The following is a 23311-nucleotide window of genomic DNA, read 5'->3' as shown; positions in this document are numbered from 1 at the left end:
CGCGGTGCGCCGGTCAGGAGCAGTCCCCGTTTCGCAGGGGGTTCACCGGGAGTTCCATCTTTCCTGCAGTCGCCTTTTGGCGTCCTCGAAGCCCTCCGCCACCGCACGCTCCTTACTTGCACACAACTCGCTCGGTTTCGGCGGTCTGCCGAAGGGCCGAGGACGCGCTGCCGCAGCCAGTTCTCGTGGGCTTGCCTCGACTACGGAGGGATGGCCAGTCGATTCGCGCCTGACATTGTCCGAGCGGGCTCCCTGAACTCGATTCGGCTCGGCGACGCGCTCGACGCCAGTCGGTCGGACTGAACGTCGACTGGTTGTCCCCTTGGCCTTCTTGCTCTTCTTGGGCTTCTTGCTCTTGGTCGTCGACCCCTTCGTCCGCTCGAGCGCGGCGCGCACTTCTGGATCGACACCGGCGAGGGCTGCCTCTCTACGCGCCGCCCGATCTGGCATCGGGCTCGAACTCGGGTCGACCAAGGGGAGTTTCGTAGGAGCAGTGACGGTTCCACGGAGTCTCGAGAGGTCGGGTCTGCCTGCGACAAGCCGTACTCTGGCCAACGAATCCTCCTGATCGTTTCGAGTGAACTAGTTGCTACGAGCAGTCGCCGGGTTCGCCGATCTTGACGACAGTGAGGACGGCCTCACCCTCGGCGACGGCGGCACCCGCAGCCGGCGCCTGGGCCGTCACCACCCAGTTGCGGTCGAGCACCTGATTGCGTCCTTGCCCGGTAGCGTCCACGCTGCGCGAGTAGAAGACGCCGGCCGCTTGGATGGTGTCTTGCGCGCCCTGGAGGTTCATGCAGGTCACGTTCGGCATGGTCGCCGGGACAGCCGCGGCTGGTGCCGGAACTGCGGCTACGGGTGCTGCCGCTTGTGCGGGCGCGGGCGCCGGTGCGGGCGGTACCGGCTGGCTGTTACCGGTTGTGTCGGTGCCGGTTTCAGGGTCGAGCCCGTCGCTGATGTCGCTGATGATGCCGATCAGTACGAGCATCGATGCGGCCACGCTCGCGATGATGACGCCGCGGCGCACCGGCTGCTTCTCAGGCAACGGCGGAGGCGGCGCGAAGGCTGCCGGATCACCGGCCACGAAGGCCTCGTGCCCGGCCTGCGCGCGGGCAGCAAGCGCCTCGTTCTCGGCCTTCCGCCGGGCCAGGTACTCGCGGATCGGCTTACCGACGGCGAGATACCCGAGCCCGGCGGCCACTATCAGTCCCACCAGTGCCGACCCGAATCGCCCGTTCACGACATCGACGAACACCAACCACAAGCAGATGGCAGCGAACATTCCCGCGACGACGCGGAGGTAGGGGGCAAACGGTTTCACCGGAACTCCTGGGGTTCGGCACAGCAACAGTGGGTGACGGGCCGCCCGAGGGCTGGCCCAGCTATGGGAACGCTTGTCTCACAAAAGGTTCTCCACCTCGCGCTCAGCATCGCGTACGCGAAGCGCACCGGACATCAATCGTGGGAGGAGGGTGTCGCGGAGTGTTGCCAGCCGCAGTGATTCCTGTTCAGCAACAAGGGTGCGGTTCCACAGCGCCGTCAACGTCACATCATGCCTGGCAATCTGGTCACTCGACGGAACTTGGACCAGTTCGTCAAGGTGTTTGCGCTGGATGTGACCCATCGTGGTTGCCTTGTCCGCCGCAATTTCCTTGAATTGCGGAAGCTTGGCCTGAATCAATTGGTAGACGAGCCACGGTGAGTAGCCCTCAGCCGGGATCACCTTGAAGATGTGCTGGTTGACGATCGCGTCGTCGCGGAACCACCGGTGCAGTGTCAAGGAACCCGACCATGCGAACAAGACATCACCCGGCCGCGCCAAGTACTGGTCCTCGACGTCCAGATCACTGAAGACGGTAGAGCCACCGATACCGGAGTTCAGTTCGGCGATGCGAACCACGACACGGCCCGTGCCGCTCGCACCCTTCGTGAATGCCTTGCCGTTGACGAACTGAGCAGTGGACGACAGCGGCGCGGAGACAGCCGTATCGTCCATCATCGAGTTGAATACGACGGAAGCGAGGTTTTCGGCCGTCTCGGCCAACTTCCGATTCGCGGCGATCTTGTCATCGAGGGCGCCGAGGACTTCGGCGATGGCTTGTTGCGTACCTACATCGGGCATGTCGAGTACGAAGTCGCAAATCTTTGTGGGACTCGTGTGCCGGACTGTACTTCCGGACGCCGTGCCGACGATATACGCATGGTACGAACTACTGCGCAGCGCGTAGTTCAGAAATTCTCGAGCTACGACGCGCGGGGCTTCGATCTCGACGCGCCCGATTCGCTGGTTGTGAAGGTATGTGCGATCGGCCGGTACGAGGGCGGGCGATCCAAGTGTGTCCCCAGCCTTGCTCAGGTCCGTCATCGTTATGACCAGATCACCTTGATCCAGTTCGAAGCTCTTCGGATACGCGCCGGTAAACGTCTTGGGTTTCGTCTCCTTGAAACCTCCACCGATGGCGAAGTTTCCGGGCGTAACGAGCGTCGGAAAGGTCAGGTCGTCGGAGAACTCGCCGCCAGGGAAGGCATAGCCGTGCTTCACCGAGATCACATCCCCAAGTCGCCTCGGGGTCCACGAAGCAACTCCGCTCACAACACCCTCCCCAACTGTTCCCGTACAACCTTTTGCAGCCGTTCAGCTTCGTCGAACTGTGTGTACAACTCGCCGGTGAGCCGTTTGATCTTTTCGTCGATCGGCTCGCCATCGTCTTCGATGGGAGCGGCGCCGACGTAGCGGCCCGGCGTCAACGCGTAGTCGGCTTCCTTGATCTCCGCCAGCGTGGCCGAGTAGCAGAATCCGGGCTCGTCTGTGTATTCAGCTTGGGAAGCTGATGTGGTGCCGCGCCAGGCATGCACGGTGCCGGCGATCTTCGCGATGTCGTCGTCCGAGAGCGCACGCTCCGCGCGGTCGACCATGTAGCCGAGGTTCCTCGCGTCGATGAACAGCACCTGCCCCTGCCGGTCGACCGACCCCTTCAGCCCGGCCCCCTTGTCCTTCGCGAGGAACCACACGCACACCGGGATACCCGTGCTGCGGAACAGCTGCGTCGGCAGCGCCACCATGCACGACACGAGGTCGGCTTCGACGAGCTGCGCGCGGATGTCGCCCTCACCGCCGGAGTTCGAGGACATCGAGCCGTTGGCCATGACGATGCCGGCGCTGCCCCGCTCGGCGAGCTTGGAGACGATGTGCTGAATCCACGCGTAGTTCGCGTTGCCGGCTGGTGGAACGCCGTACTTCCAGCGCCGGTCGTCCTCCTTACGCGTCCAGTCCTTGATGTTGAACGGCGGATTCGCGAGCACGAAATCCGCGAGCAGATCCGGATGCTTGTCCTGCGCGAACGTGTCCTCCCAGCGGTCGCCGAGATTACCCGTCACACCGTGGATCGCGAGGTTCATCTTCGCCATCTGCCACGTCCGCTGGTTCAGCTCCTGACCGAACACCGACGCGTCCTGCGGGTTGCCACCGTGCCCCTCGATGAACTTCTCCGTCTGCACGAACATGCCACCCGAACCGCAGCACGGGTCGTACACGCGGCCACCGAACGGCTCGAGCACCTCCACCAGCACCCGCACCACCCCTGCGGGCGTGTAGAACTCGCCGCCCCGCTTGCCCTCCGCCCGCGCGAACTTCTCCAGGAAGTACTCGTACACCTCACCGAGCAGGTCACGCGCCTTCCGCGCCCCCTCCCCCGTGAACCGGGTGTCGCCGAGCAGGTCGATCAGTTCGCCGAGGCGCCGCTGATCGACACTGTCGCCGTTGAAGATCGTCGGCAACGTGCCGCGCAGACTGTCGTTGGCGTCCATCAGCTGACGCATCGCAGCATTGATCAACTCGCCGACCGTGGCGCCCGAGACGCCCGGCGCCTCCTGGACGCCCTTCGCGTTCGTCGAGAGGTAATCCCACCGCGCCGTGTCGGGAACCCAGAACGCGCCACCCGCCCGGTACTCGTCCTCGTCGTCGATGAGCTGCGCGATCTGCGCCTCGTCGAGACCGTCGGCCACCAACTCCGCTCGGATCTGCTCGCGACGCTCCGCGAACGCGTCCGACACGTACTTGAGGAACACCAGCCCGAGGATCACGTCCTTGTACTGGGACGCGTCCATGGAGCCGCGCAGCTTGTCGGCGGCCTTCCACAGCGTGTCCTTCAGTTCCTTCATCGTCGACGGCGCACTCGCCGTGGCCTTCTTCCTGGGGGGCATCCTCAGCCTTTCTTCGGTTCCGACACAGCTTGTTCCTCGACGACCAACGCACCACGGCCCACCCCGTCCACCAGGGTGCCGGTCAGACGGTCGATCGTCGCCACAACTTCCTCCGCCACCTGCCTGCGGCGCCGCAAGTCCGCCAGCATCGCCGTCACCGCAGGAACACGCTCGGGCTCGACCCGCGGAATCTCCCACGCCCGCCACGGCTTTCCGCGACGCACCGCGCCCGGGGCGCGCTCGCCGACGCCCGCCGCCCGCAGGTGTCCGGCGATCAACTCCGGCACCAGGCCCGACGCCTGCGGATCCTTCACCCGCATGACCCGAGCAGGCGCGAGCACCACCGACGACCCCTCGGCGTCGACGAACACGCCGAAATCCGGGCTCGTGCAGAACACGATGTCGCCGGGCTCGGTGTAGCGCCCGCTCGGATGGCGCGTCGTGAACTCCAGACGGCCAACGCCCCGCTCCCCCAGCGCGCGCCTGCCGAGCACCTCGTCGGGCCCGATGACCCGCACGACGCCTGGTCCGTCCTCTGCGGCCGACACCAGATCCGCCGGGTCGATCCGGTTCCCCGGAACCACCGCAAGCTCTCGTGAGGCGGCCAGCATCCCCGCCGACACTGTCGGCGCCGGCGGCGCGGCGCGGTACTCCACCGGCACTGTCAACTGCGGGTCCACCCGGGCCGCGCTCTCGCGATAGGCACCGACCAGATCCACAACCTGGCCGGCCGCCTCCGCGCCCGCGTGCCGAGGACGAAGCGGACGGTGCGGGCGCGGAGGTAGCAACGACCCCGACGCCAGCAGCCCCGCCGTCTTGTACACACCGCCGATCCGGAACGAATGCGCCCGCAACGACTCCCACGGGCCCATCGCGGCGAGAACGTCGGTGATCGCCGACTCGATGACGTACTCGTCGAGTTCGGCACCGCGCAGATCGGCGAGGACCGTCCATCGGTCCGACGGCTTGATCGACGCATCCGCCGACCCCAGCACCCACAGCGCCGTGGACAGCCCGGGGCGCGAGACCATCAGCCCCTCCGGCAGGCGCAGCACCGCACGCACTCGGTCGGATCGCAGCAGCGCCGAACGGACCGCCTCGGCGTCCCGGTCCGCGAGCGGATCGACGAGTGCACTGGCCGGACCGATCACCACCGCCGACTGCCCGTCGCGCATCCCCAACGCCAGATCGTCCATCGCGGACAGGATCTCCGCGTCCGACATGTCGGGTGAACCCAGCGCGGGATACTGCGTGACGAACGTCGCGGGCCCCCGCACACCCACGTCGTCCGGGGTCGATTCGACCCGCCACTGGTGCACGACGAGCCGGCGGCGGGCCAGCCGCGAGCCGGGAGTGTCCGACCATCCCGTCATCGCCACTGCTTCCGAGAACTCCGGCAGCATCCACCGCAGTGCCACCAGGATGTCGCTGCCGTCGGCGGACGGGTCGACGAACACCGCACCGTCGTGGTCGGACACGGCCGCGGTGATCCGCGCCGTCAGCGACAGGGCCGCCGGACGAAGTGCCGACTCGCTCAGGTCTCGAATGCCCCGCCGAAAACGTTGCCTCATGAGCGATTCGAACGCCTCCGCCGGGGTGTACGCAGCGTCGGACATGGTGTCGACATGCCTGCCGAGCACCTCCACCTCGTCGCCCAACTCCTCGATCTCCCGGAACAGGAAACGATCGCCCGGATCGAGAGCATCCACCTCGTCCAGCAGATCCTCGGCGTCGAGCTCGGAGAGCTGAACGCCGAGAAGCGCCTTCACGCACAGCAGAGCCGACACACCGGCGACGACCGCCTCCGGCGACAGTGCCGACTCGTGACCGAGCACCGCGTGCAGCGCGAGATCTTCGACAAGCGTCTCGCTGTTGCCGAGCCCCCGGCCACGGATCCACCGCACCACGTCGTCCGCCGCGTAGTGATCGACGCCGGCGTACGTGGCAGCCGGGCTGGGGAACGGATCGGCACTGGCGCGGTGCCGCTTGATCCACATCGTGACCACCGGCCGCTGCACCTTCGCGAGCTCGGCGATGGCCGGCTTCGACAACAGCAGCGGAGCCGCAACCGGGAGGGGGACGTCGTCACCGCTCATGCGTGTCGTGCCCCTTTCCTATGGTGGTGCCACCGCTACCGCGATGGTCCGATCACCGTAGCGCAGGCAGGCGACACCGCCTTTCCACCTCTTTGATAGCCCGGGTTATCGCTACCAATTCACCTCACGACGCACATTGTCGACGAATGTTCTCCCCACAGCGGATCGCTCAACATCGCCGATCGCTCAGCATCGGCGATCGTTCAACACCACCGATCACTCAACACCACCGACAGGAGAACACCATGACTTCGCCGACCCGACGCATCGTGCTGGCAGCCGGCACGGCGCTCGTCGCCCTCGCCACACTCACCGGCTGCGCCGCCGCTGGTGAGGCTGCCTCGGACGAGGCAGCAGCACAGTCGACCTCGCCTGCCACGCGCACCGAAACACCGCAGCAGGCCGAAGCCCGACGCCAGGCCGCGGCGGCCTCCGCCAAGGCACAGCAGGAAGCCGCCGCGGAAGCGGAGGCGAAACGCCAGGCCGAAGAGGCGGCGAAGAGGGATCCGGCGACATACGAGCAGTTGACCGAACGCGACTTCGCGCTCATCGCCAAAAACCCCAATGCGGCGGTGGGACGCAAGGTCGTGGTGTACGGCCGGGTGACCCAATTCGATGCTGCCACCGGGCTCGGTCAGTTCCTTGCCCGCACATCGCCGTTCGTGCCGGACAGCGTGTACGACTACGACCAGAACACGCTGATCGTCGGCGACTCCGCATCGCTCATCCAGGACGTTGTCGAAGGCGACCTCGTCACGATGCACGCGGAGGTGCTCGGCTCGTTCAGCTACGACACCCAGGCCGGCGGAAACACCACCGTGCCGAAGCTGCAGGTCAACCTCATCGAGGTGACCGGCTCGGCCTAGCGTGACCGCTCGGCTCAGCGCCGGTCGCCCCAGGGGCCGTCGCACAACAGCGCTTCCAGAGTCGCGGCCCAACTCCGCGTGGTGCGGTCGAGGAACGCATTGTGCCCCTCACCTGGAATCTCCCACAGCACAGCACGATCCCCGTGCAGGCGGGCGGCATCGACGTAAGCGCGGCTCGCCTGGACGGGAACCTGGGTGTCCTCGACGCCGTGGATGCACACGGTGGGCACGCCGATCGGTACACGATGCAGTGGGGACGCCTGCCGATAAACCTGTGGATCGTCGGCGTAGGACACCCCGAACAGCGCTTCGAGAGCCGAGCCACCGGTGCGGGCCGCCGCCCGCGATGCCAGGTCGAGCGCTCCGGCCTGCGACACCAGCCGGGTCGGACGCACCGCGCACTCGGGCTGCCCGGCAACCCACGCCGCCAGCTGTGCACCTGCCGAATGGCCGACGAGCCGCACGTCCGCCGTGTCGAGCGGTACCGCCGACCGCGACGGCAGCACTGACGCGGTCGCGGCCAACGCGGCCTCGATGTCGGCGCTGGTCTCGGCCCAGCCGCCGCCCGCGCCGACGCGCCGGTACTCGACGTTCCAGGCCGCAACGCCTCTGCGGGCAAGCTCGCTCGCCAACGTGGTCGCCAGGTTCAGGTGGAAGTCGGCGCTCCAGTAGCCGCCGTGAATCAACATCACCACCGGTACCGGCCCGGAGACGTCGGTCGGCGTGTACAGGTGCCCGAACTGGGCGGGATGCGGACCGTACTCGATCTTCGTGCGCGGCACTGTCACTCCCGCAACGGCGGCGTGGCCCACCGCTCGGTGAGCACCCCGATGGCCGCGAGCGCGACGGCCGCGGCAGTGGACGTGCGCAACACCTGGGGCCCGAGCACGATCGGCACCGCACCGGCGTCGGTGAGGCGCTCGAGTTCGGACGGGTCGACGCCACCTTCGGGACCGACGACGAGCACGACCTCCCGGGCATCGCCCAGCGGCAGGCTCGCGAGCGGAACCGTCGCGTCCTCGTGCAGCACCGCGGCCACTCCGCCCCGCCCGACCACGTCGCGGACGAGAGCGCACACCTGCGGCGTGCGGTGCGGGTCGGCGACCGGAGGAATGAGCGGCCGACGCGACTGCTTGGCAGCGGCCAGCACCGCATTGCGCCAGCGCGTGAGCCCCTTCGCGACCTTGGGCCCCTCCCATTTGGCGACGCAGCGCGACGCCTGCCACGGCACGAACGCGTCGGCACCCGCCTCCGTCGCGAGTTCGACGGAGAGCTCGGAACGATCTGCCTTCGGCAGAGCCTGCACGATCGTGACCGCCGGTTGCGCGGCGGGCACGTCCTCGACGGCGTCGACACGCAGCTCGAGACGGTCCTTGCCCGCGTCGACGACCTCACCGAACGCGACGGCGCCGTGCCCGTCCGCGAGCACGAGCCGCTCGCCCGGTCCGATGCGGCGCACGGTGGCGGCGTGCCGCCCCTCCGGACCGTCGAGCACCGCGTGCTCGCCGGCGGCGGGCAGCGGGTCGAGGTAGAACAGCGTGGCCGCCACCGGTCAGCGACCGGTGAACGCTTCGCGCAGGCGCGAGAACAGGCCGCCGGTGTTCTGTGAACCAGTGGTGACCACCTCTGGGGCGTCGCCCCGGAGTTCACGGAACTCGCGCAGCGCCTTCGACTCCTTGCCGTCGAGCCGCGACGGGACGACGACCTCGAGGTGCGCATGCAGGTCGCCACGCACACCCGACCGCAGCTTCGGCATGCCGTGGCCCTTGACGACAGCGACCGCACCCGGCTGGGTGCCCGGATCGACGTCGATCTCGGTGATGCCGTCGAGAATCGTCTCGACTTGAACCGTGGTGCCGAGCGCCGCGTCGACCATGGGGACGCGGACGGTGCAGTGCAGGTCTTCGCCGTCGCGCACGAAGATCGCGTGCGGCTGCTCGACGACCTCGACGTACAGGTCGCCCGCCGGGCCGCCGCCCGGGCCGACCTCACCCTGCGACGCGAGTCGGATCCGCATGCCGCCCGCGACACCGGCAGGCACCTTGACGGAGATATCGCGGCGCGCCCGCACGCGCCCGTCGCCGCCGCACTTGTGGCATGGGTCGGGGATGATCTCGCCGACGCCCCGGCACGTGGGGCACGGACGCGACGTCATGACCTGCCCGAGGAACGAACGCTGCACCGACTGCACCTCGCCTGCGCCGCCGCACGTCTCGCAGCGCACCGCCTTGGAGTCGCCGTTCGTGCCCGCGCCCTGGCACAGATCGCACAGAATCGCAGTGTCCACGGTGACCTGCTTGGTGACGCCGGTGGCGCACTCCTCGAGCGTGAGCTTGGTGCGCAGCAGCGAATCGGCGCCCGGCTGCACGCGTCCACGCGGGCCGCGCCCTGCCGAGCCGCCGCCACCGAAGAACGCCTCGAACACGTCGCCGAGGCCCCCACCGAAGCCGGCACCGCCGAAGCCGCCCGCCCCGGCACCGCCACCGCCGTTGCCCAGCGGGTCGCCGCCGAGGTCGACGACGCGTCGCTTCTCGGGGTCGGACAGCACCTCGTACGCGACCGACACCTCCTTGAAACGCGCCTGCGCGCTCTCGTCGGGGTTCACGTCCGGATGCAGTTCGCGTGCGAGCTTGCGATACGCGCGCTTGATCTCCTGGTCGGTCGCCTTCCGGTCGACGCCGAGCGTTGCGTAGTAATCGCGTGCCACGTTGTGTTACTCGTCCTTACTTCGATCGGTCGCGCTCACGCGCGGGTCTTGAATCGGTCGCGCTCACGCGCGGGTCTATGGGCTGCACGTCCTCGCCACTGCAGTCTCCTCGTCGGTGGTCACCGGGGTCACGGCGCATCGCGCGGGTTCATCGCTCGGCGAGCACCTGCCCGATGTACCGCGCGACGGCCGCGACCGACGCGATCGTGCCGGGATAGTCCATGCGCGTGGGCCCGAGGACGCCCATGCCGCCGAGCACCGTGCCCGCCGCGCCGTATCCGGTGGACACGACGGACGCGCTGCGCATCTCCTCGACCTGGTTCTCCTCGCCGATGCGCACCGTGACCGTGTGGGAGTCCTGGGCGACCGCGAGAAGTTTGAGGACGACGACCTGTTCCTCGAGCGCCTCGAGTACCGAGCGTAGCGAACCGGGAAAACCGGCCGACGTCGTGAAGTCCGATGCATTGCGGGTGAGGTTGGCGGTGCCGCCAAGCACGATGCGGTCCTCGGGGTGCTCGACGAGCGTCTCGACCAGGACCGTCGCCGACCGGACGACGGCGTCGCGCAGGTCGTCCGGCGCCTCTTCGGCGAGCTCGGACACCGCGATGGACGCGGCCGCGAGCCGCTTGCCTTCGAGCGCCTGTCCGAGCAGCGTGCGTAGCCGCGACACGTCCTCGTCGTCGAGCACGTCGCCGAGTTCGACGATGCGCTGGTCGACGCGGCCGGTGTCGGTGATGAGCACGAGCAGCAGCCGCGCCGGGGTGAGCGCGACCACTTCGAGGTGACGCACCGACGACGCCGACAGCGTGGGGTACTGCACGACGGCGACCTGGCGGGTGAGCTGAGCGAGCAATCGGACGCCTCGCCGCAGGACGTCGTCGAGGTCGACTCCCGACTCGAGAAACTGCAGGATCGCCCGCCGCTCGGCCGTCGAGAGGGGCTTGACGTCGGAGATGCGATCGACGAATTGGCGGTAGCCCTTGTCGGTGGGCACGCGGCCCGAACTCGTGTGCGGCTGGGCGATGTAGCCGTCACGTTCGAGCGCCGCCATGTCGTTGCGCACCGTGGCACTGGAGACGCCCAGGTTGTGTCGCTCGACGAGCGCCTTGGAGCCGATCGGTTCCTTCGACGCGACGTAGTCGGCGACGATCGCGCGCAGCACTTCGAAACGCCGGTCGTCGGTGCTCGACATCTGCCACCACCTCCACTACGCGCCTCGTCGGCAGTCGGTCCCGCGTCGATCCAGTCTAGTCGTCTCCCGCGACCTCGCCCGGGCGGCGCTCCGCGGCCTCGCCCGGCCGCCCGGGCGGGGCCGCGGGAGAGCCCCACTAGGGTGGAGCCCCGACGGCGACACGGTCGTCGCGCACGCACGGTACGGGAGAGGGGCACATGATCTTCAGGGGCGTCATGGACGGCAAGCCGTACCCCGATCACGGGTTGTCGCTGCGTGACTGGTCGAAGATCCCGCCCCGCCAGGTCCGGCTCGACGAGATCGTCACCACCACCAAGGTGCTCGAACTCGACCGGCTGCTGTCGGAGGATTCGACCTTCTACGGAGACCTGTTCCCGCACGCCGTGCAGTGGCGCGGCGTGCTCTACCTCGAGGACGGGCTGCACCGTGCCGTGCGGTCGGCACTGCGCAATCGTGTCGTCCTGCACGCGCGAGTGTTCGATCTCGACGACGTCGCAGGGATCATTTCGGCCTGACGGCGGTCACGCCGACAGCACGTCCCGCACGACGGCGTCCGCGAGAAGCCTGCCGCGCGGAGTGAGCACGAATCGGCCGCTCGTGTGCTCGAGCAGTCCGTCCCGCTCGCGTTCGAGCGCGACGGCACGTTCGGCGTCACGCAGGTCGGCGGCGACGAGGCCGGTGCGCAATCGGGCGGTGAGCATGACGCGCTCGACGTGGCGGTCCTCGTCGGTCAGCTCCTCGCCACCGGCCACCGGAAGAACCGAGTCGCCCAGGCTCTGCGCATAGCGCGCGGGGTGCTTGGCGTTCCACCATCGGACCCCGTCGACGTGGCTGTGCGCCCCCGGACCGGCGCCCCACCAGTCACCGCCGTCCCAGTACCCGATGTTGTGCCTGCAGCGCGCATCCCCGTTCGCGGGATGCTCGGCGGCCCAGTTGGACACCTCGTACCACGTGAGCCCCGCGTCGCCGAGCCGCGCGTCGATTCGTTCGTAGCGGGCCGCGAGGACGTCGTCGTCGGGAGCGGGAAGCTCGTGGCGGCGCACCTTTCGGGCGAGCGCGGTGCCGTCCTCGACGATGAGCGCGTAGGCCGACACGTGGTCGACGCCCGCCTCGAGTACCGCGTCGAGGGAGGCATCCAGATCGCGGTCGCGTTCGCCCGGCGTGCCGTAGATGAGGTCGAGGTTGACGTGATCGAAGCCCGCGGCGCGGGCTTCGCGCGCCGCGGCCACCGGGCGACCAGGCGTGTGCGTGCGGTCGAGGACCCGCAGCACGTGTTCGGCCGCCGACTGCATCCCGAGCGACACCCGGGTGAACCCCGCGTCCCGCAGGCCCTCGAAGAACTCCGGCGACGTCGACTCCGGGTTCGACTCGGTCGTCACCTCGGCGCCCGGCGCGAGGGCGAACGACGCGGTGATCGCGTCGAGCACGTCCGCGAGCCCGTCGGCACCGAGCAGCGACGGCGTGCCGCCGCCCACGAAGACGGTGTCGACGGTGGGCGCCCCGGTGCGCTGCGCCGCGATCTCGAGTTCGCGGCGCAGTGCGCTCGCCCACGACTGCGGCGACGCGGACGAGCCCAGCTCGCCCGCGGTGTACGTGTTGAAATCGCAGTAGCCGCAGCGCGTCGCACAGAACGGCACGTGCACATAGATCCCGAACGGGCGCCCCGCGTCGCCGCGCCGCAGATTCTCCGGCAGCTCGAACGGCGTGGACAAGGTAGGCGCACTCATCCCCCCAGTGTTCCAGAGCCGGGGTCCCCGGGACCTGCGCAGCCGGGGCGTCCGACCTCGCACCGGACTCGCCACTGTGACATTTCCCGCGATTTCGCGGGAAATGCGGACACCGGTCTCGGCTCGGGCGGCGTGACGTGGCACAATCGCACGCATGACAGGAACCGGGGTACGACTCGTGGCGCGTCGCCACGTCGACCTCAAGCGTGTCTGCAGCTGTTCGTGTCAGCAGCGCTGCTGTCACCGCTGTAGCCCGCGCGCCTGAACGCGCGCGTCACGCGGTCTTTCCCAGCACTCCCCTCCCAGCCCATCCGGCCGTGCCGACGGCTGCGCACCCGCTGGTGCGATCCGCCGCCGGACGCCGCGCCCCGCGCAGCGAGGCGAAATCCCCCAGGAGTTCCGATCCGATGACGTCGACCACCGACGCGACGGGCGCCGACACCACCGCTCCCGCCAAGCCGACGCGCACGCGCACTCCCCGGCCCGCCAAGCGTCGCGCCGAGGGGCAGTGGGCACTCGGGTACCGCGAGCCGCTCAACGCGAACGAGCAGAGCAAGAAGGACGACAACCCCCTCAACGTCCGTGCCCGAATCGAGAACATCTACTCGAAGACCGGTTTCGACACCATCGACAAGGGCGACCTGCGTGGTCGCTTCCGGTGGTGGGGCCTCTACACGCAGCGCGCCGACGGCTACGACGGCACGTGGACCGGCGACGAGAACCTCGATCTGCTCGAGGCCGAACACTTCATGATGCGCGTGCGCTGCGACGGCGGCGCCCTGAACGTGGAGCAGTTGCGCACGATCGGGGAGATCTCCACCGAGTTCGGTCGCGACACCGCCGACCTCTCGGACCGCGAGAACGTCCAGTACCACTGGATCGAGATCGAGAACGTCCCCGAGATCTGGCGCCGACTCGAGTCGGTCGGACTGCACACGACCGAGGCCTGCGGCGACTGCCCGCGTGTCGTCCTCGGCTCGCCGCTCGCCGGTGAATCTCTCGACGAGGTCCTCGACGCGACGCCCGCGATCGAGGAGATCGTGCGCCGCTACATCGGCAAGCCCGAGTACTCGAACCTGCCGCGCAAGTTCAAGACCGCGATCTCCGGTCAGCAGGATGTCGTCCACGAGATCAACGACGTCGCGTTCATCGGCGTCGAACACCCCGAACACGGCCCCGGATTCGACCTCTGGGCCGGTGGTGGACTGTCGACCAACCCGATGCTCGCACAGCGACTCGGCGCCTGGGTTCCTCTCGACGAGGTTCCCGACGTGTGGGAGGCCGTCGTGTCGGTCTTCCGCGACTACGGCTACCGCCGGCTCCGCAGCAAGGCGCGTCTGAAGTTCCTCATCAAGGACTGGGGCATCGAGAAGTTCCGCGAGGTGCTCGAGACCGAGTACCTGAAGCGGAAGCTGATCGACGGACCCGCACCCGAGAAGCCTGCACGCCCGATCGACCACATCGGTGTGCAGAAACTGCGCAACGGACTCAATGCCGTCGGCTTCTCCCCGATCGCGGGCCGCGTGTCGGGCACGATTCTGAGCAAGGTCGCCGACGCAGCGGCCGCCGTCGGCTCGGATCGCGTCCGCTTCACGCCCTATCAGAAGCTGATCGTCCTCGACGTCGCCGACGACAGGGTCGAGGAACTCGTCGCGGCGCTCGAGCCACTCGGCCTGCAGGCCCGGCCGTCGCACTGGCGCCGGAACCTTCTGGCGTGCAGCGGAATCGAGTTCTGCAAGCTCTCGTTCGTCGAGACCCGCAAGCGTTCCCAGGTGCTGGCGCCGGAGCTCGACCAGCGACTGGCCGACATCAATGCCGAGCTGGACGTTCCGATCACCATCAACATCAACGGCTGCCCCAACTCGTGCGGCCGCTCGCAGATCGCCGACATCGGGTTCAAGGGTCAGCTCGTCGACGACGGCGACGGCAACCAGGTCGAGGGCTTCCAAGTCCACCTCGGAGGCAGCCTCGGTCTCGACGCCGGGTTCGGCCGCAAGCTGCGTCAGCACAAGGTGACGAGCGAGGAACTCGGCGACTACATCGAGCGGGTGGTACGCCAGTTCGCCAAGCACAGGAACGACGGCGAGCGTTTCGCCGAATGGGTCGTTCGCGCCGACGAGGAGGATCTGCGATGACCGTCGACATCACCACTGCAGGAGTCGACGAACTCCGTGAGATCGCCGCGCAGGGGGCGGCGGACCTCGCGGGCGCGTCGGCACACGAGTTGCTGACATGGACCGACGAGACCTTCGGCGACGACTACATCGTCGCGTCGAACATGCAGGACGGGGTGCTCGTCCACCTCGCCGCACAGGTGCACCCGGGTGTCGACGTGCTGTTCCTCGACACCGGATACCACTTCGCGGAGACGATCGGCACACGAGACGCCGTCGAGCAGGTGTACGGCGTCCACATCGTCAACGCCACCGCCGAACACACCGTCGCCGAGCAAGATTCGCTCGAGGGCAAGGATCTGTTCGCACGTGACGCGAACCGGTGCTGCGCGTTGCGCAAGGTGGCGCCGCTGAAGAACACACTCGGGCATTACAAGGCGTGGGTCACGGGCATCCGGCGAGTCGAGGCGCCCACCCGGGCGAACGCTCCACTCGTGTCGTTCGACGAGGGGTTCGGGCTCGTCAAGATCAACCCCATCGCCGCGTGGTCCGACGACGACATGCAGAACTACATCGACGAGCATTCCATCCTGGTCAATCCGCTCGTCGCGGAAGGTTATCCGTCCATCGGGTGCGCGCCGTGCACCTCCAAGCCGGCGCCCGGCTCCGACCCGCGCAGTGGTCGATGGGCCGGCCAGTCCAAGACAGAATGCGGGTTGCACGCCTCATGACCATCGACATCACCCGAGAAGTCCGTCCTGTACTCGACGGCAGTACGTTCGACACCCTCTCCGCGCTCGAGTCCGAGGCGATCCACATCTTCCGTGAGGTCGCGGGCGAGTTCGAACGGCCGGTCATCCTGTTCTCCGGGGGCAAGGACTCGACGGTCCTGCTGCACCTGGCACTGAAGGCCTTCTGGCCTGCACCGCTTCCGTTCTCGCTGCTGCACGTGGACACCGGCCACAACCTGCCCGAGGTGCTCGAGTTCCGCGACCACGTCGTCGAGAAGTACGGACTGCGCCTGCATGTCGCGAACGTCGAGGACTATCTGGCCGACGGCCGGCTCACCGAACGCCCCGACGGCGTACGCAACCCGCTGCAGACGGTCCCGCTGCTCGACGCGATCGCCGAGCACCGCTTCGACGCCGTGTTCGGCGGCGGTCGCCGCGACGAGGAACGCTCGCGCGCGAAGGAGCGGATCTTCTCGCTACGCGACGCGTTCGGCCGGTGGGATCCGAAGAAGCAGCGACCCGAGCTGTGGAATCTGTACAACGGCAGGCACTCCCCCGGCGAGCAGGTGCGGGTGTTCCCGCTCAGCAATTTCACCGAGCTCGACATCTGGCGCTACATCGCCCGCGAGAACGTCGAACTCGCGAGCATCTACTACGCACACCAGCGGCCCGTTTACCAGCGCGACGGCATGTGGATGACTCCCGGCGTGTGGGGCGGGCCCGCGGAAGGCGAAGAGCTGCAGACGCTGTCGGTGCGCTATCGCACCGTGGGCGACGGCTCGACCACCGGCGCGGTGTTGTCCGACGCCGCCGACAACGACGCGATCCTCGCCGAGGTCGCCGCGTCGCGTCTCACCGAGCGCGGCGCCACCCGCGGCGACGACCGCGTATCCGAAGCGGCCATGGAAGACCGCAAGCGAGAGGGTTACTTCTGATCATGAGCGATCTCCTGCGCCTGGCCACTGCCGGCAGCGTCGACGACGGCAAGTCCACGCTCGTGGGCAGGCTGCTGTTCGACACCAAATCCGTTCTCGCCGACCAGATCGATGCCGTCACCCGCGCCTCGGTCGACAAGGGGCTCTCGACCCCCGATCTCTCGCTGCTCGTCGACGGTCTGCGCGCCGAACGCGAGCAGGGCATCACGATCGACGTCGCCTACCGCTACTTCGCGACGCCGAAGCGGTCGTTCGTGCTCGCCGACACGCCGGGCCACGTGCAGTACACGCGCAACACGGTGTCCGGCGCGTCCACCGCACAGCTGGTCGTGCTGCTCGTCGACGCCCGCAAGGGGGTCGTGCCGCAGACCCGGAGGCACGCCGCGGTACTCGCGCTGCTCGGTGTCCCGAAGCTCGTCCTCGCGGTCAACAAGATCGACCTCGTCGAGTCGCCCGCACAGGTCTACGCGGACATCGCCGCCGAGTTCGGCTCGCTCACACGTTCTCTCGGATGGTCCGACGCCGATGTCGTCTCGATCCCGGTGTCGGCCCTGCACGGGGACAACGTGGCCGCGCGCTCGGAGAACACCCCGTACTACGACGGTCCGACGCTCATGGAGCATCTCGAGTCGGTGCCCGTCGACGCCGAGCCGCACCGTGTGGGCCTGCGGTTCCCGGTGCAGTACGTCATCCGCCCCCGCACGGCCGACTACCCCGACTACCGCGGCTACGCGGGACAGGTCGCGGCCGGTTCGGTGCAGCCGGGCGACGAGGTGGTGGTCATGCCGTCGGGTATCCGCACCACGGTCGAGCGCATCGACACCGCGGACGGCGCACTCGATTCGGCGCACGGCGGCCAGAGCGTCACGCTGCTGCTCGCCGACGACGTCGACATCTCGCGCGGCGACACGATCGTCTCGCCCGGGGACGCTCCCGAGCCGATCTCCGAGTTCGACGCGACCGTCTGCTGGCTGGCGGAGAAGCCGCTGCGTCCGGGCGCGCGACTGCTGCTCAAGCACGGCACCCGTACCACGCAGGCCATCGTGGGGGCGATCGTCGAGCGCTTCGACGAGCAGGAACTCACCACGGCACCGTCGCCGGACGCCCTCGAACTCAACGAGATCGGGAAGATCTCGGTGCGCGTGGCCGATCCGGTCGTCGCCGACGACTATTCCGTCAACCGCCGGTCGGGCAGCTTCCTGCTGATCGACCCCGCGGGCGGAAACACCCTCGCCGCCGGACTCGTCGGCGACGCGATCGCCGTCGTCGAACACGCCGGGCAACCCGCGGGAGTCTGATGGTTCCGCTCGTCGCCGTCGCACACGGCAGCCGCGATCCGCGCAGCGCGCACACGATCTCGGCTGCCGTCGACGTGCTCCGGGCACGCCACCCGCACCTCGACGTGCGGCCGAGTTTTCTCGACCTGAGCGCACCCTCCACGGCACAGGTGCTGGGCGGTGTCGCGGCCGAGGGACATCGCGACGCCGTCGTCGTTCCGCTACTGCTCGGCAGCGCCTTCCACGCGCGCGTCGACCTCCCGGAGATCGTCAACCGAACCGCAGTGCGGTATCCCGGGCTGACGGTGCACCAGGCCGACGTGCTCGGAATCGACCGCGCCCTGGTAGGGGCCGTTCGCGACCGAATCCTCGACACCGGGGTGTCGGCGGACGATCCCACGGTCGGGGTCGCGGTCGTGGCAGTCGGCTCGTCGCGCCCGGACGCCAACCGGGCGACCCACGGTGTCGTCGACGAGTTGCTCGCCCGCACCGCCTGGCGGCACGGCGCGACATGCTTCGCGACGACGGGCGGCGCCGGCCCACGCGAGGCGGTGCGGGCGCTGCGCGCCGCGGGCGCACGACGCGTCGTGGTCGCGCCGTGGTTCCTCGCTCCGGGCCTGCTCACCGACCGCGTAGCGCACGAACTCGCCGACCTCGGCCGGGAATTCGGCGATCCACACGGTACTGCCGTGCGTCCGGATCGGGCCGTCGTGCTCGCCGAGCCGATCGGCGCCCACCCCCACCTCGCCGACGTGGTGACGGCTCGCTACCACGCAGCGGTCGCCCGACTCACACGAGACCCGCTGCGCCACACCGGTTGAGCGAACGTCACGTGTCGGTGGCCGCGCCCGTCGTCACCACCGTGCCGGGCAGGTCGGGCACGTGCGTCGCCCGCGCGTACACCGTCTCGCCCTCACGCAGCCCGAGCGCGGCCGAGTCTCCGCGCGTGACCTGCGCGAAGAACGACTCCCCCGTTGCCTCGTTGCGCAGATCCACACGCACCTCGAATCCGAGGTGGACGACACGTTCGACCGTCGCACGGGTGATGCCGAGCGATTCGACGGTGGCGCCGTCGCGCGTGACCGCGAGGCTCGGGTCGCGGCCGATGCGGATGTCGTGCGGGCGAACCAACTGACCGTTGAGCCGGGCCACCGATCCGAGGAAGGACATCACGAACTCGTTCGCCGGCCGGTCGTACAGGTCGGCGGGCGCGCCCACCTGTTCGATGCGGCCCCGGTTGAGCACCGCGATGCGGTCGGCGACGTCGAGCGCCTCCTCCTGGTCGTGCGTGACCAGCACGGTGGTGACGTGCACCTCGTCGTGCAACCGCCGCAGCCAGGTGCGCAGATCGGCGCGCACCTTCGCATCGAGCGCGCCGAAGGGCTCGTCGAGCAGGAGCACCTGCGGGTCGACCGCGAGAGCTCGCGCCAGCGCCATCCGCTGACGCTGGCCACCGGACAGCTGCGCCGGATACCGGTGCTGGAAGCCGTCGAGCCCGACGATCTCGAGCAGTTCGTCGACCTTCCGGCGGATCTCGGCCTTGCCACGCTTGCGGATCTCGAGGCCGAAGGCGACATTGCCGCGAACCGTCATGTGCTTGAACGCGGCGTAGTGCTGGAACACGAAGCCGATGCCACGCTTCTGCGGAGTCACATTGGTGACGTCGTTCCCGGCGATCGTGACGGTGCCGCCGTCGAGGGTCTCGAGCCCGGCGATCGACCGCAGCAGCGTCGACTTGCCCGAACCCGACGGGCCGAGGAGTGCGGTGAGGGTGCCCGACGGGATGTCGAGCGACACGTCGTCGAGCGCCGCGAAGTCGCCGTAGTTCTTGCGCGCCCCGGTCACCGTGATCATGTCGTGCTCCTCTTGCGGTCCAGGAAGGTCATGAGCAACAGCGCGACGATCGCGATCCCCATCAGGAGGGTCGCGGCCGCGTACGCGCCGAAGGTGTTGTGGTCGTCGATGTAGCGGGCGTGCACGAGCAGCGTGAGCGTCTGCGACACGCCGGGCAGGCCCGACGACACCATGATGACGGCGCCGAACTCCCCGAGTGCGCGTGCGATCGTCAGAACGATGCCGTAGGTGAGGCCCCACCTGATCGCGGGAAGCGTGATGCGCCAGAAGGTCTGCCACTTGCTCGCGCCGAGCGTCGCTGCCGCCTGTTCCTGTTCCTCACCGATCTCGTGCAGCACGGGTTCGACCTCGCGCACGACGAACGGCAGCGTGACGAAGATCGTGGCGATCACCATGCCGGGCAGCCCGAAGATGACGCGGAATCCGAGACTCTCGAGTCCGCCGAACCAACCGCCGCTGCCCCACAACAGGATCAGCGCGACGCCCACGACGACGGGTGACACCGCGAACGGCAGGTCGACGACCGCCTGGAGCATGCCGCGGCCCGGGAAACGGCCGCGCACGAGCGCCAAGGCGATCACGACGCCGAACACGACATTGACCGGGACGACGATCGCGACGATCCCGATCGACAGGTTGAAGGCGGAGATCGCGGCCGGTGTGCGCACCGAGTCGACGAAGGCGCCGACACCGTCGCCGAACGCGCGCATGAGGATCATCGCGACCGGGACGACGAGCAGCGCGAGCAGATATGCGAGGGCGAGCGTGCGCAGCGAGATACGGGTACGGCGGGTGATGTTCATCGGTCGAGTTCCTGTCGGCGTTGTCCCCGGGTGGACACCACGCGGAGAACGAACAGCGTGACGAACGCGATCGCGAGCAGGGTGACCGAGACTGCTGCCGCGGCCTGCTGGCGGTCGATCTCGATCTGCTGCTGGATGTACTGCGACGCGACCTGTGTCTCGCCGGGAATGTTGCCGCCGATCAGGACGATCGAGCCGTATTCGCCGATCGCGCGTGCGAACGCCAGGCCCGCACCGCTCACGATCGAGGGCATGAGGGTCGGCAGCACGATCCGCCGGAAGATCGTGGCATTGCTCGCCCCCATCGACGCCGCGGCTTCCTCGACTTCCCGATCGATCTCGAGCAGAACCGGCTGCACCGAGCGGACCACGAACGGCAGGGTCACGAACGCGAGCGCGACGATCAGACCGCCCTGCGTCGCGTTGAGATGGATGCCGAGCGGGCTGTCGGGCCCGTAGAGGGACAGCAGCACGATGCTCGCGACGATCGTGGGAAGCGCGAACGGCAGGTCGATCAGGATGTTGACGAACTTCTTGCCCGGGAACTCGTCGCGCACCAGCACCCAGGCGACGAGGGTGCCCATCACGACGTTGAGCACCGCGACCGCCGCCGATACCAGCACCGTGACCCGCAGCGCGGCAAGCGCATTCGGCGCGGTGACGGCGTCGACGAATCCGCCGAGACCATCCTCGACCGAAGCGACGGCGAGTGCCGCGAGCGGCAGCAGCACGATGATGCTCAGCCACAGCGTCGCGATCCCGATACCGAGCGGGCCGACGGTTCCGGTCACTCGGGGCAGGAAGCCTCGGCGGCGCCGCGACGACGCGGAAGCCGGTGTGGACGAGGTGGTCTCACTCATGCGTCACCGGGTCGCATTCTCGTAGATCCGGGCGATCGACCCGGAACCTGCCTGGAACAGTGCATCGTCGACTGCCTCCCAGCCGCCGAGGTCGTCGATCGTCCACAGCGTCGCGGGCGGCGGGAAGTCCTCGGCGTACTCGCGCGCAACGGCAGGATCGACGGCCCGGAAGCCCGCCTGCGCCCACAGTCGTTGCGCCTCGGGGGTGTAGAGGAAGTCGCGGAATGCGCGGGCCTTGGCAGGTTCGCGGCTGTTGGTCAGGACAGCGACGGGATTGTCGACGCGGAAGGTGACCGGCGGTGTGACGTGCTCGACGGGTTCGCCTTCCCGCTCGACGAACAACGCTTCGTTCTCGTAGCTGATCAGCACGTCGCCGGAGCCCTGCAGGAACGACTCGGTGGCCTCCCGACCCGACTTCGGCTGGATCGTCAGGTGGCCGACGAGCGACTCGAGGTAGTCCAGGCCGGCCTGCGGATCGCGACCGCCCTGACTCGCCGCCGCGTACGGCGCGAGCAGGTTCCACTTCGCCGACCCCGAGCTGAACGGATTCGGCGTCACGACGTCGACGTCGGGGCGCAGCAGATCGTTCCAGTCGCGGATGTTCTTGGGATTTCCGTCACGCACCATCAACGTGACGACCGAACCGAAGGGCACGCCGCCGTACGCATCCTGGTTCCAGTCGGCCTCGACGAGTCCTGCGTCGACGAGCCGGGTGACATCGGGCTCGACCGAGAAGTTGACGACGTCGGCCTGCGCACCGTCCTTGACCTTGCGTGACTGGTCCCCCGACGCACCGTAGGACGGAACGACCGCGACGCCTTCGCCTTCGTCGGTCTCGTCGAACGCGGGAATCACGAGATCGAAACCCGGCTTGGGCACGGCATACGCGAACAGGTTCAGCGTGCCGGCCGAGCCGTCGCCACCGAGCGACTCGCCACCGACGACGTCGCTCGGTCCGCCGCCCGCGCACGACGTGAGGGCGAGGACGCCGGTGGTGACGACTGCGACGAGTGCGGACCTGATGCGGCGACGCATGGCGGGGTGTACCTTTCTGGCGACTGACGGACGAGCGACCGGCACGGAAAAGGAACCTCGGCCGGGCTGTGCATCGCGCTCCGACCGCCCGAAGATGCATCGACACCTCGGGAAAGGCGGACGCGTGGGCGCGGGACCGGAAAGCGCGCGGTGATCAACAACAGTCGATGTCGGCGACCGAGCGCGTGCCCACGGCGATCAGCGCCAATTGGTGGCTGACCTGTGGAACGACGGCTTCGGACACGCGGTGGACTCTAACAGAGCGCCGACACGCGATTCCGCACAGGAGCGTCAGCGAGTCATCGACACAGGAGCGTCAGCGAGTCAACAGCCAGGCGACGACGACCAGCACGATGAGTGCGACGAGTGCGAGCGTCACACGCGAGCGCGGCATCAGTTCTCCTCAGCGTCATCGGGGTCCCGCCGGAGCAGGACGAACATGGCTGCGAGCGCGCGGTCGAGACCCGACGCGACACCCCAGCACACCGGAACCGCGACCACGAGCACGAGCGCGACCTGCGGCACGAACGGGAGACCGGCGATCCAGAGTTCGGCGCCGTCCCACCAGCCAGCGATGCGATCCACGGGTCCACACTCTATCGGCCGTTTCCCGTCGCTCGCCGTCGCGGGTATCGCAGAATGGGCTTTCCAGCGGGGAAAGGGGACGCGCATGACCGGCACCGGACACACCGATTCGCACGCCGCCGACCCGAGCGGCAACGGAGCCGCCGGGACGCCCCCGGCGGTGGACGGCGACGGAATCGACGCCGCCGACGTGGAACTCGACACGGACCAGGTCCGCAAGGCTCAACGTGTGGTCGCGCTGCACTCGACGGACACCGACGACTGCCGCATGTTGTTGTCGATGCTCGGCATCTCCGACGCGGCCGACTGACCGGGCACCGGCTCTC

23 protein-coding genes are annotated in these 23311 nt (G+C 68.5%); 8 read left to right on the top strand and 15 right to left on the bottom strand.

Annotation, left to right across the window (positions count from 1 at the left end; translation table 11 throughout):
- Positions 1–589: 589 nt before the first annotated feature.
- The 4 genes from HCA44_RS14990 to HCA44_RS14975 all read right to left on the bottom strand — a co-directional run bounded on the left by HCA44_RS14990 (position 590) and on the right by HCA44_RS14975 (position 6299).
- A complete protein-coding gene (locus HCA44_RS14990; RefSeq protein ID WP_169649741.1) occupies positions 590–1321 on the bottom strand; it encodes a hypothetical protein in 732 nt (243 codons plus the stop codon).
- Between the two features lie 78 nt (positions 1322–1399).
- On the bottom strand, positions 1400–2593 hold the full coding sequence (locus HCA44_RS14985) for a restriction endonuclease subunit S (protein ID WP_206038153.1): 1194 nt from the start codon (positions 2591–2593) through the stop codon (positions 1400–1402).
- Complete coding sequence (locus tag HCA44_RS14980) at positions 2590–4203, bottom strand: class I SAM-dependent DNA methyltransferase (protein ID WP_169649738.1); 1614 nt, start codon at positions 4201–4203, stop codon at positions 2590–2592. Before HCA44_RS14980 ends, HCA44_RS14985 begins: the two co-directional genes overlap by 4 nt.
- Positions 4204–4205: 2 nt before the next feature.
- On the bottom strand, positions 4206–6299 hold the full coding sequence (locus tag HCA44_RS14975) for a hypothetical protein (protein WP_169649736.1): 2094 nt from the start codon (positions 6297–6299) through the stop codon (positions 4206–4208).
- Between the two features lie 245 nt (positions 6300–6544).
- Between HCA44_RS14975 and HCA44_RS14970 the strand changes: the two genes are divergently transcribed.
- Complete coding sequence (locus HCA44_RS14970) at positions 6545–7165, top strand: DUF2510 domain-containing protein (RefSeq protein ID WP_169649734.1); 621 nt, start codon at positions 6545–6547, stop codon at positions 7163–7165.
- A gap of 14 nt (positions 7166–7179) precedes the next feature.
- Here the strand turns inward: HCA44_RS14970 and HCA44_RS14965 are convergent, their stop codons facing one another.
- The 4 genes from HCA44_RS14965 to hrcA form a co-directional block, all read right to left on the bottom strand.
- Entirely contained in the window at positions 7180–7947 is a 768-nt protein-coding gene (locus HCA44_RS14965) for a prolyl oligopeptidase family serine peptidase (RefSeq protein ID WP_169649732.1), read from the bottom strand.
- 2 nt (positions 7948–7949) lie between these two features.
- Positions 7950–8714, bottom strand: a complete 765-nt coding sequence (locus tag HCA44_RS14960; protein WP_169649730.1) for a 16S rRNA (uracil(1498)-N(3))-methyltransferase — start codon at positions 8712–8714, stop codon at positions 7950–7952.
- Between the two features lie 3 nt (positions 8715–8717).
- Positions 8718–9872: a molecular chaperone DnaJ gene (gene dnaJ / locus HCA44_RS14955; protein ID WP_169649728.1), complete on the bottom strand. Its 1155-nt coding sequence runs from the start codon at positions 9870–9872 to the stop codon at positions 8718–8720.
- Between the two features lie 148 nt (positions 9873–10020).
- On the bottom strand, positions 10021–11064 hold the full coding sequence (gene hrcA, locus HCA44_RS14950; RefSeq protein ID WP_169649726.1) for a heat-inducible transcriptional repressor HrcA: 1044 nt from the start codon (positions 11062–11064) through the stop codon (positions 10021–10023).
- Between the two features lie 197 nt (positions 11065–11261).
- On the opposite strand from hrcA, the gene HCA44_RS14945 reads away from it, so the two are divergent.
- Complete coding sequence (locus HCA44_RS14945) at positions 11262–11579, top strand: type II toxin-antitoxin system VapB family antitoxin (protein WP_169649724.1); 318 nt, start codon at positions 11262–11264, stop codon at positions 11577–11579.
- Between the two features lie 6 nt (positions 11580–11585).
- On the opposite strand, the gene hemW is transcribed toward HCA44_RS14945, so the two are convergent.
- Entirely contained in the window at positions 11586–12791 is a 1206-nt protein-coding gene (gene hemW, locus HCA44_RS14940) for a radical SAM family heme chaperone HemW (RefSeq protein ID WP_169649722.1), read from the bottom strand.
- A gap of 407 nt (positions 12792–13198) precedes the next feature.
- Between hemW and HCA44_RS14935 the strand changes: the two genes are divergently transcribed.
- The 5 genes from HCA44_RS14935 to HCA44_RS14915 are packed head-to-tail and all read left to right on the top strand — an operon-like array spanning position 13199 to position 18669.
- Positions 13199–14926 (top strand): nitrite/sulfite reductase, encoded by a 1728-nt coding sequence (locus HCA44_RS14935; protein WP_169649720.1) that lies wholly within the window; start codon positions 13199–13201, stop codon positions 14924–14926.
- Complete coding sequence (locus HCA44_RS14930) at positions 14923–15636, top strand: phosphoadenylyl-sulfate reductase (protein WP_169649718.1); 714 nt, start codon at positions 14923–14925, stop codon at positions 15634–15636. The genes HCA44_RS14935 and HCA44_RS14930 overlap by 4 nt, the downstream gene beginning before the upstream one ends.
- Positions 15633–16571, top strand: a complete 939-nt coding sequence (cysD, locus tag HCA44_RS14925; protein ID WP_169649717.1) for a sulfate adenylyltransferase subunit CysD — start codon at positions 15633–15635, stop codon at positions 16569–16571. Before HCA44_RS14930 ends, cysD begins: the two co-directional genes overlap by 4 nt.
- 2 nt (positions 16572–16573) lie before the next feature.
- A complete protein-coding gene (locus HCA44_RS14920) occupies positions 16574–17869 on the top strand; it encodes a GTP-binding protein (protein ID WP_169649715.1) in 1296 nt (431 codons plus the stop codon).
- Complete coding sequence (locus tag HCA44_RS14915) at positions 17869–18669, top strand: sirohydrochlorin chelatase (RefSeq protein ID WP_169649713.1); 801 nt, start codon at positions 17869–17871, stop codon at positions 18667–18669. Before HCA44_RS14920 ends, HCA44_RS14915 begins: the two co-directional genes overlap by 1 nt.
- A 7-nt stretch (positions 18670–18676) precedes the next feature.
- Here HCA44_RS14915 and HCA44_RS14910 read toward each other — a convergent pair whose 3' ends face one another.
- The 6 genes from HCA44_RS14910 to HCA44_RS14890 form a co-directional block, all read right to left on the bottom strand.
- Positions 18677–19702: a sulfate ABC transporter ATP-binding protein gene (locus HCA44_RS14910; RefSeq protein WP_169649711.1), complete on the bottom strand. Its 1026-nt coding sequence runs from the start codon at positions 19700–19702 to the stop codon at positions 18677–18679.
- Positions 19699–20505 carry a sulfate ABC transporter permease subunit CysW gene (gene cysW, locus HCA44_RS14905; protein WP_169649709.1) on the bottom strand — a complete coding sequence of 269 codons (807 nt, stop codon included), beginning with the start codon at positions 20503–20505 and terminating at the stop codon, positions 19699–19701. The genes HCA44_RS14910 and cysW overlap by 4 nt, the downstream gene beginning before the upstream one ends.
- Entirely contained in the window at positions 20502–21365 is an 864-nt protein-coding gene (gene cysT / locus HCA44_RS14900; protein WP_169649707.1) for a sulfate ABC transporter permease subunit CysT, read from the bottom strand. Before cysT ends, cysW begins: the two co-directional genes overlap by 4 nt.
- A 3-nt stretch (positions 21366–21368) precedes the next feature.
- Entirely contained in the window at positions 21369–22400 is a 1032-nt protein-coding gene (locus tag HCA44_RS14895; RefSeq protein ID WP_169649705.1) for a sulfate ABC transporter substrate-binding protein, read from the bottom strand.
- A gap of 154 nt (positions 22401–22554) precedes the next feature.
- Positions 22555–22644: an Ms4533A family Cys-rich leader peptide gene (locus HCA44_RS21270; protein ID WP_346764739.1), complete on the bottom strand. Its 90-nt coding sequence runs from the start codon at positions 22642–22644 to the stop codon at positions 22555–22557.
- A 149-nt stretch (positions 22645–22793) separates the two neighbouring features.
- Entirely contained in the window at positions 22794–22985 is a 192-nt protein-coding gene (locus HCA44_RS14890; protein ID WP_169649703.1) for a hypothetical protein, read from the bottom strand.
- An 85-nt stretch (positions 22986–23070) separates the two neighbouring features.
- Between HCA44_RS14890 and HCA44_RS14885 the strand changes: the two genes are divergently transcribed.
- Positions 23071–23295, top strand: coding sequence for a hypothetical protein (locus HCA44_RS14885; RefSeq protein ID WP_169649497.1), 225 nt, complete (start codon positions 23071–23073; stop codon positions 23293–23295).
- The last annotated feature ends 16 nt before the right edge of the window (positions 23296–23311 follow it).

Origin of the sequence: Rhodococcus sp. HNM0569 (assembly GCF_012726205.1) — a bacterium.
Classification (GTDB): Bacteria; Actinomycetota; Actinomycetes; order Mycobacteriales; family Mycobacteriaceae; genus Rhodococcus_F.
Note: the sequence above shows the minus strand (reverse complement) of the source record. Positions and strands in the feature narration are given on the sequence as shown.

Coding starts and splice junctions, on each gene's coding strand:
- HCA44_RS14980 (WP_169649738.1), bottom strand. CDS start 4,203: ATGCCCCCCAGGAAGAAGGCCACGGCGAGTGCGCCGTCGACGATGAAG.
- HCA44_RS14975 (WP_169649736.1), bottom strand. CDS start 6,299: ATGAGCGGTGACGACGTCCCCCTCCCGGTTGCGGCTCCGCTGCTGTTG.
- HCA44_RS14970 (WP_169649734.1), top strand. CDS start 6,545: ATGACTTCGCCGACCCGACGCATCGTGCTGGCAGCCGGCACGGCGCTC.
- hrcA (WP_169649726.1), bottom strand. CDS start 11,064: ATGTCGAGCACCGACGACCGGCGTTTCGAAGTGCTGCGCGCGATCGTC.
- HCA44_RS14945 (WP_169649724.1), top strand. CDS start 11,262: ATGATCTTCAGGGGCGTCATGGACGGCAAGCCGTACCCCGATCACGGG.
- hemW (WP_169649722.1), bottom strand. CDS start 12,791: ATGAGTGCGCCTACCTTGTCCACGCCGTTCGAGCTGCCGGAGAATCTG.
- HCA44_RS14935 (WP_169649720.1), top strand. CDS start 13,199: ATGACGTCGACCACCGACGCGACGGGCGCCGACACCACCGCTCCCGCC.
- HCA44_RS14930 (WP_169649718.1), top strand. CDS start 14,923: ATGACCGTCGACATCACCACTGCAGGAGTCGACGAACTCCGTGAGATC.
- cysD (WP_169649717.1), top strand. CDS start 15,633: ATGACCATCGACATCACCCGAGAAGTCCGTCCTGTACTCGACGGCAGT.
- HCA44_RS14920 (WP_169649715.1), top strand. CDS start 16,574: ATGAGCGATCTCCTGCGCCTGGCCACTGCCGGCAGCGTCGACGACGGC.
- HCA44_RS14915 (WP_169649713.1), top strand. CDS start 17,869: ATGGTTCCGCTCGTCGCCGTCGCACACGGCAGCCGCGATCCGCGCAGC.
- HCA44_RS14910 (WP_169649711.1), bottom strand. CDS start 19,702: ATGATCACGGTGACCGGGGCGCGCAAGAACTACGGCGACTTCGCGGCG.
- cysW (WP_169649709.1), bottom strand. CDS start 20,505: ATGAACATCACCCGCCGTACCCGTATCTCGCTGCGCACGCTCGCCCTC.
- cysT (WP_169649707.1), bottom strand. CDS start 21,365: ATGAGTGAGACCACCTCGTCCACACCGGCTTCCGCGTCGTCGCGGCGC.
- HCA44_RS14895 (WP_169649705.1), bottom strand. CDS start 22,400: ATGCGTCGCCGCATCAGGTCCGCACTCGTCGCAGTCGTCACCACCGGC.
- HCA44_RS14885 (WP_169649497.1), top strand. CDS start 23,071: ATGACCGGCACCGGACACACCGATTCGCACGCCGCCGACCCGAGCGGC.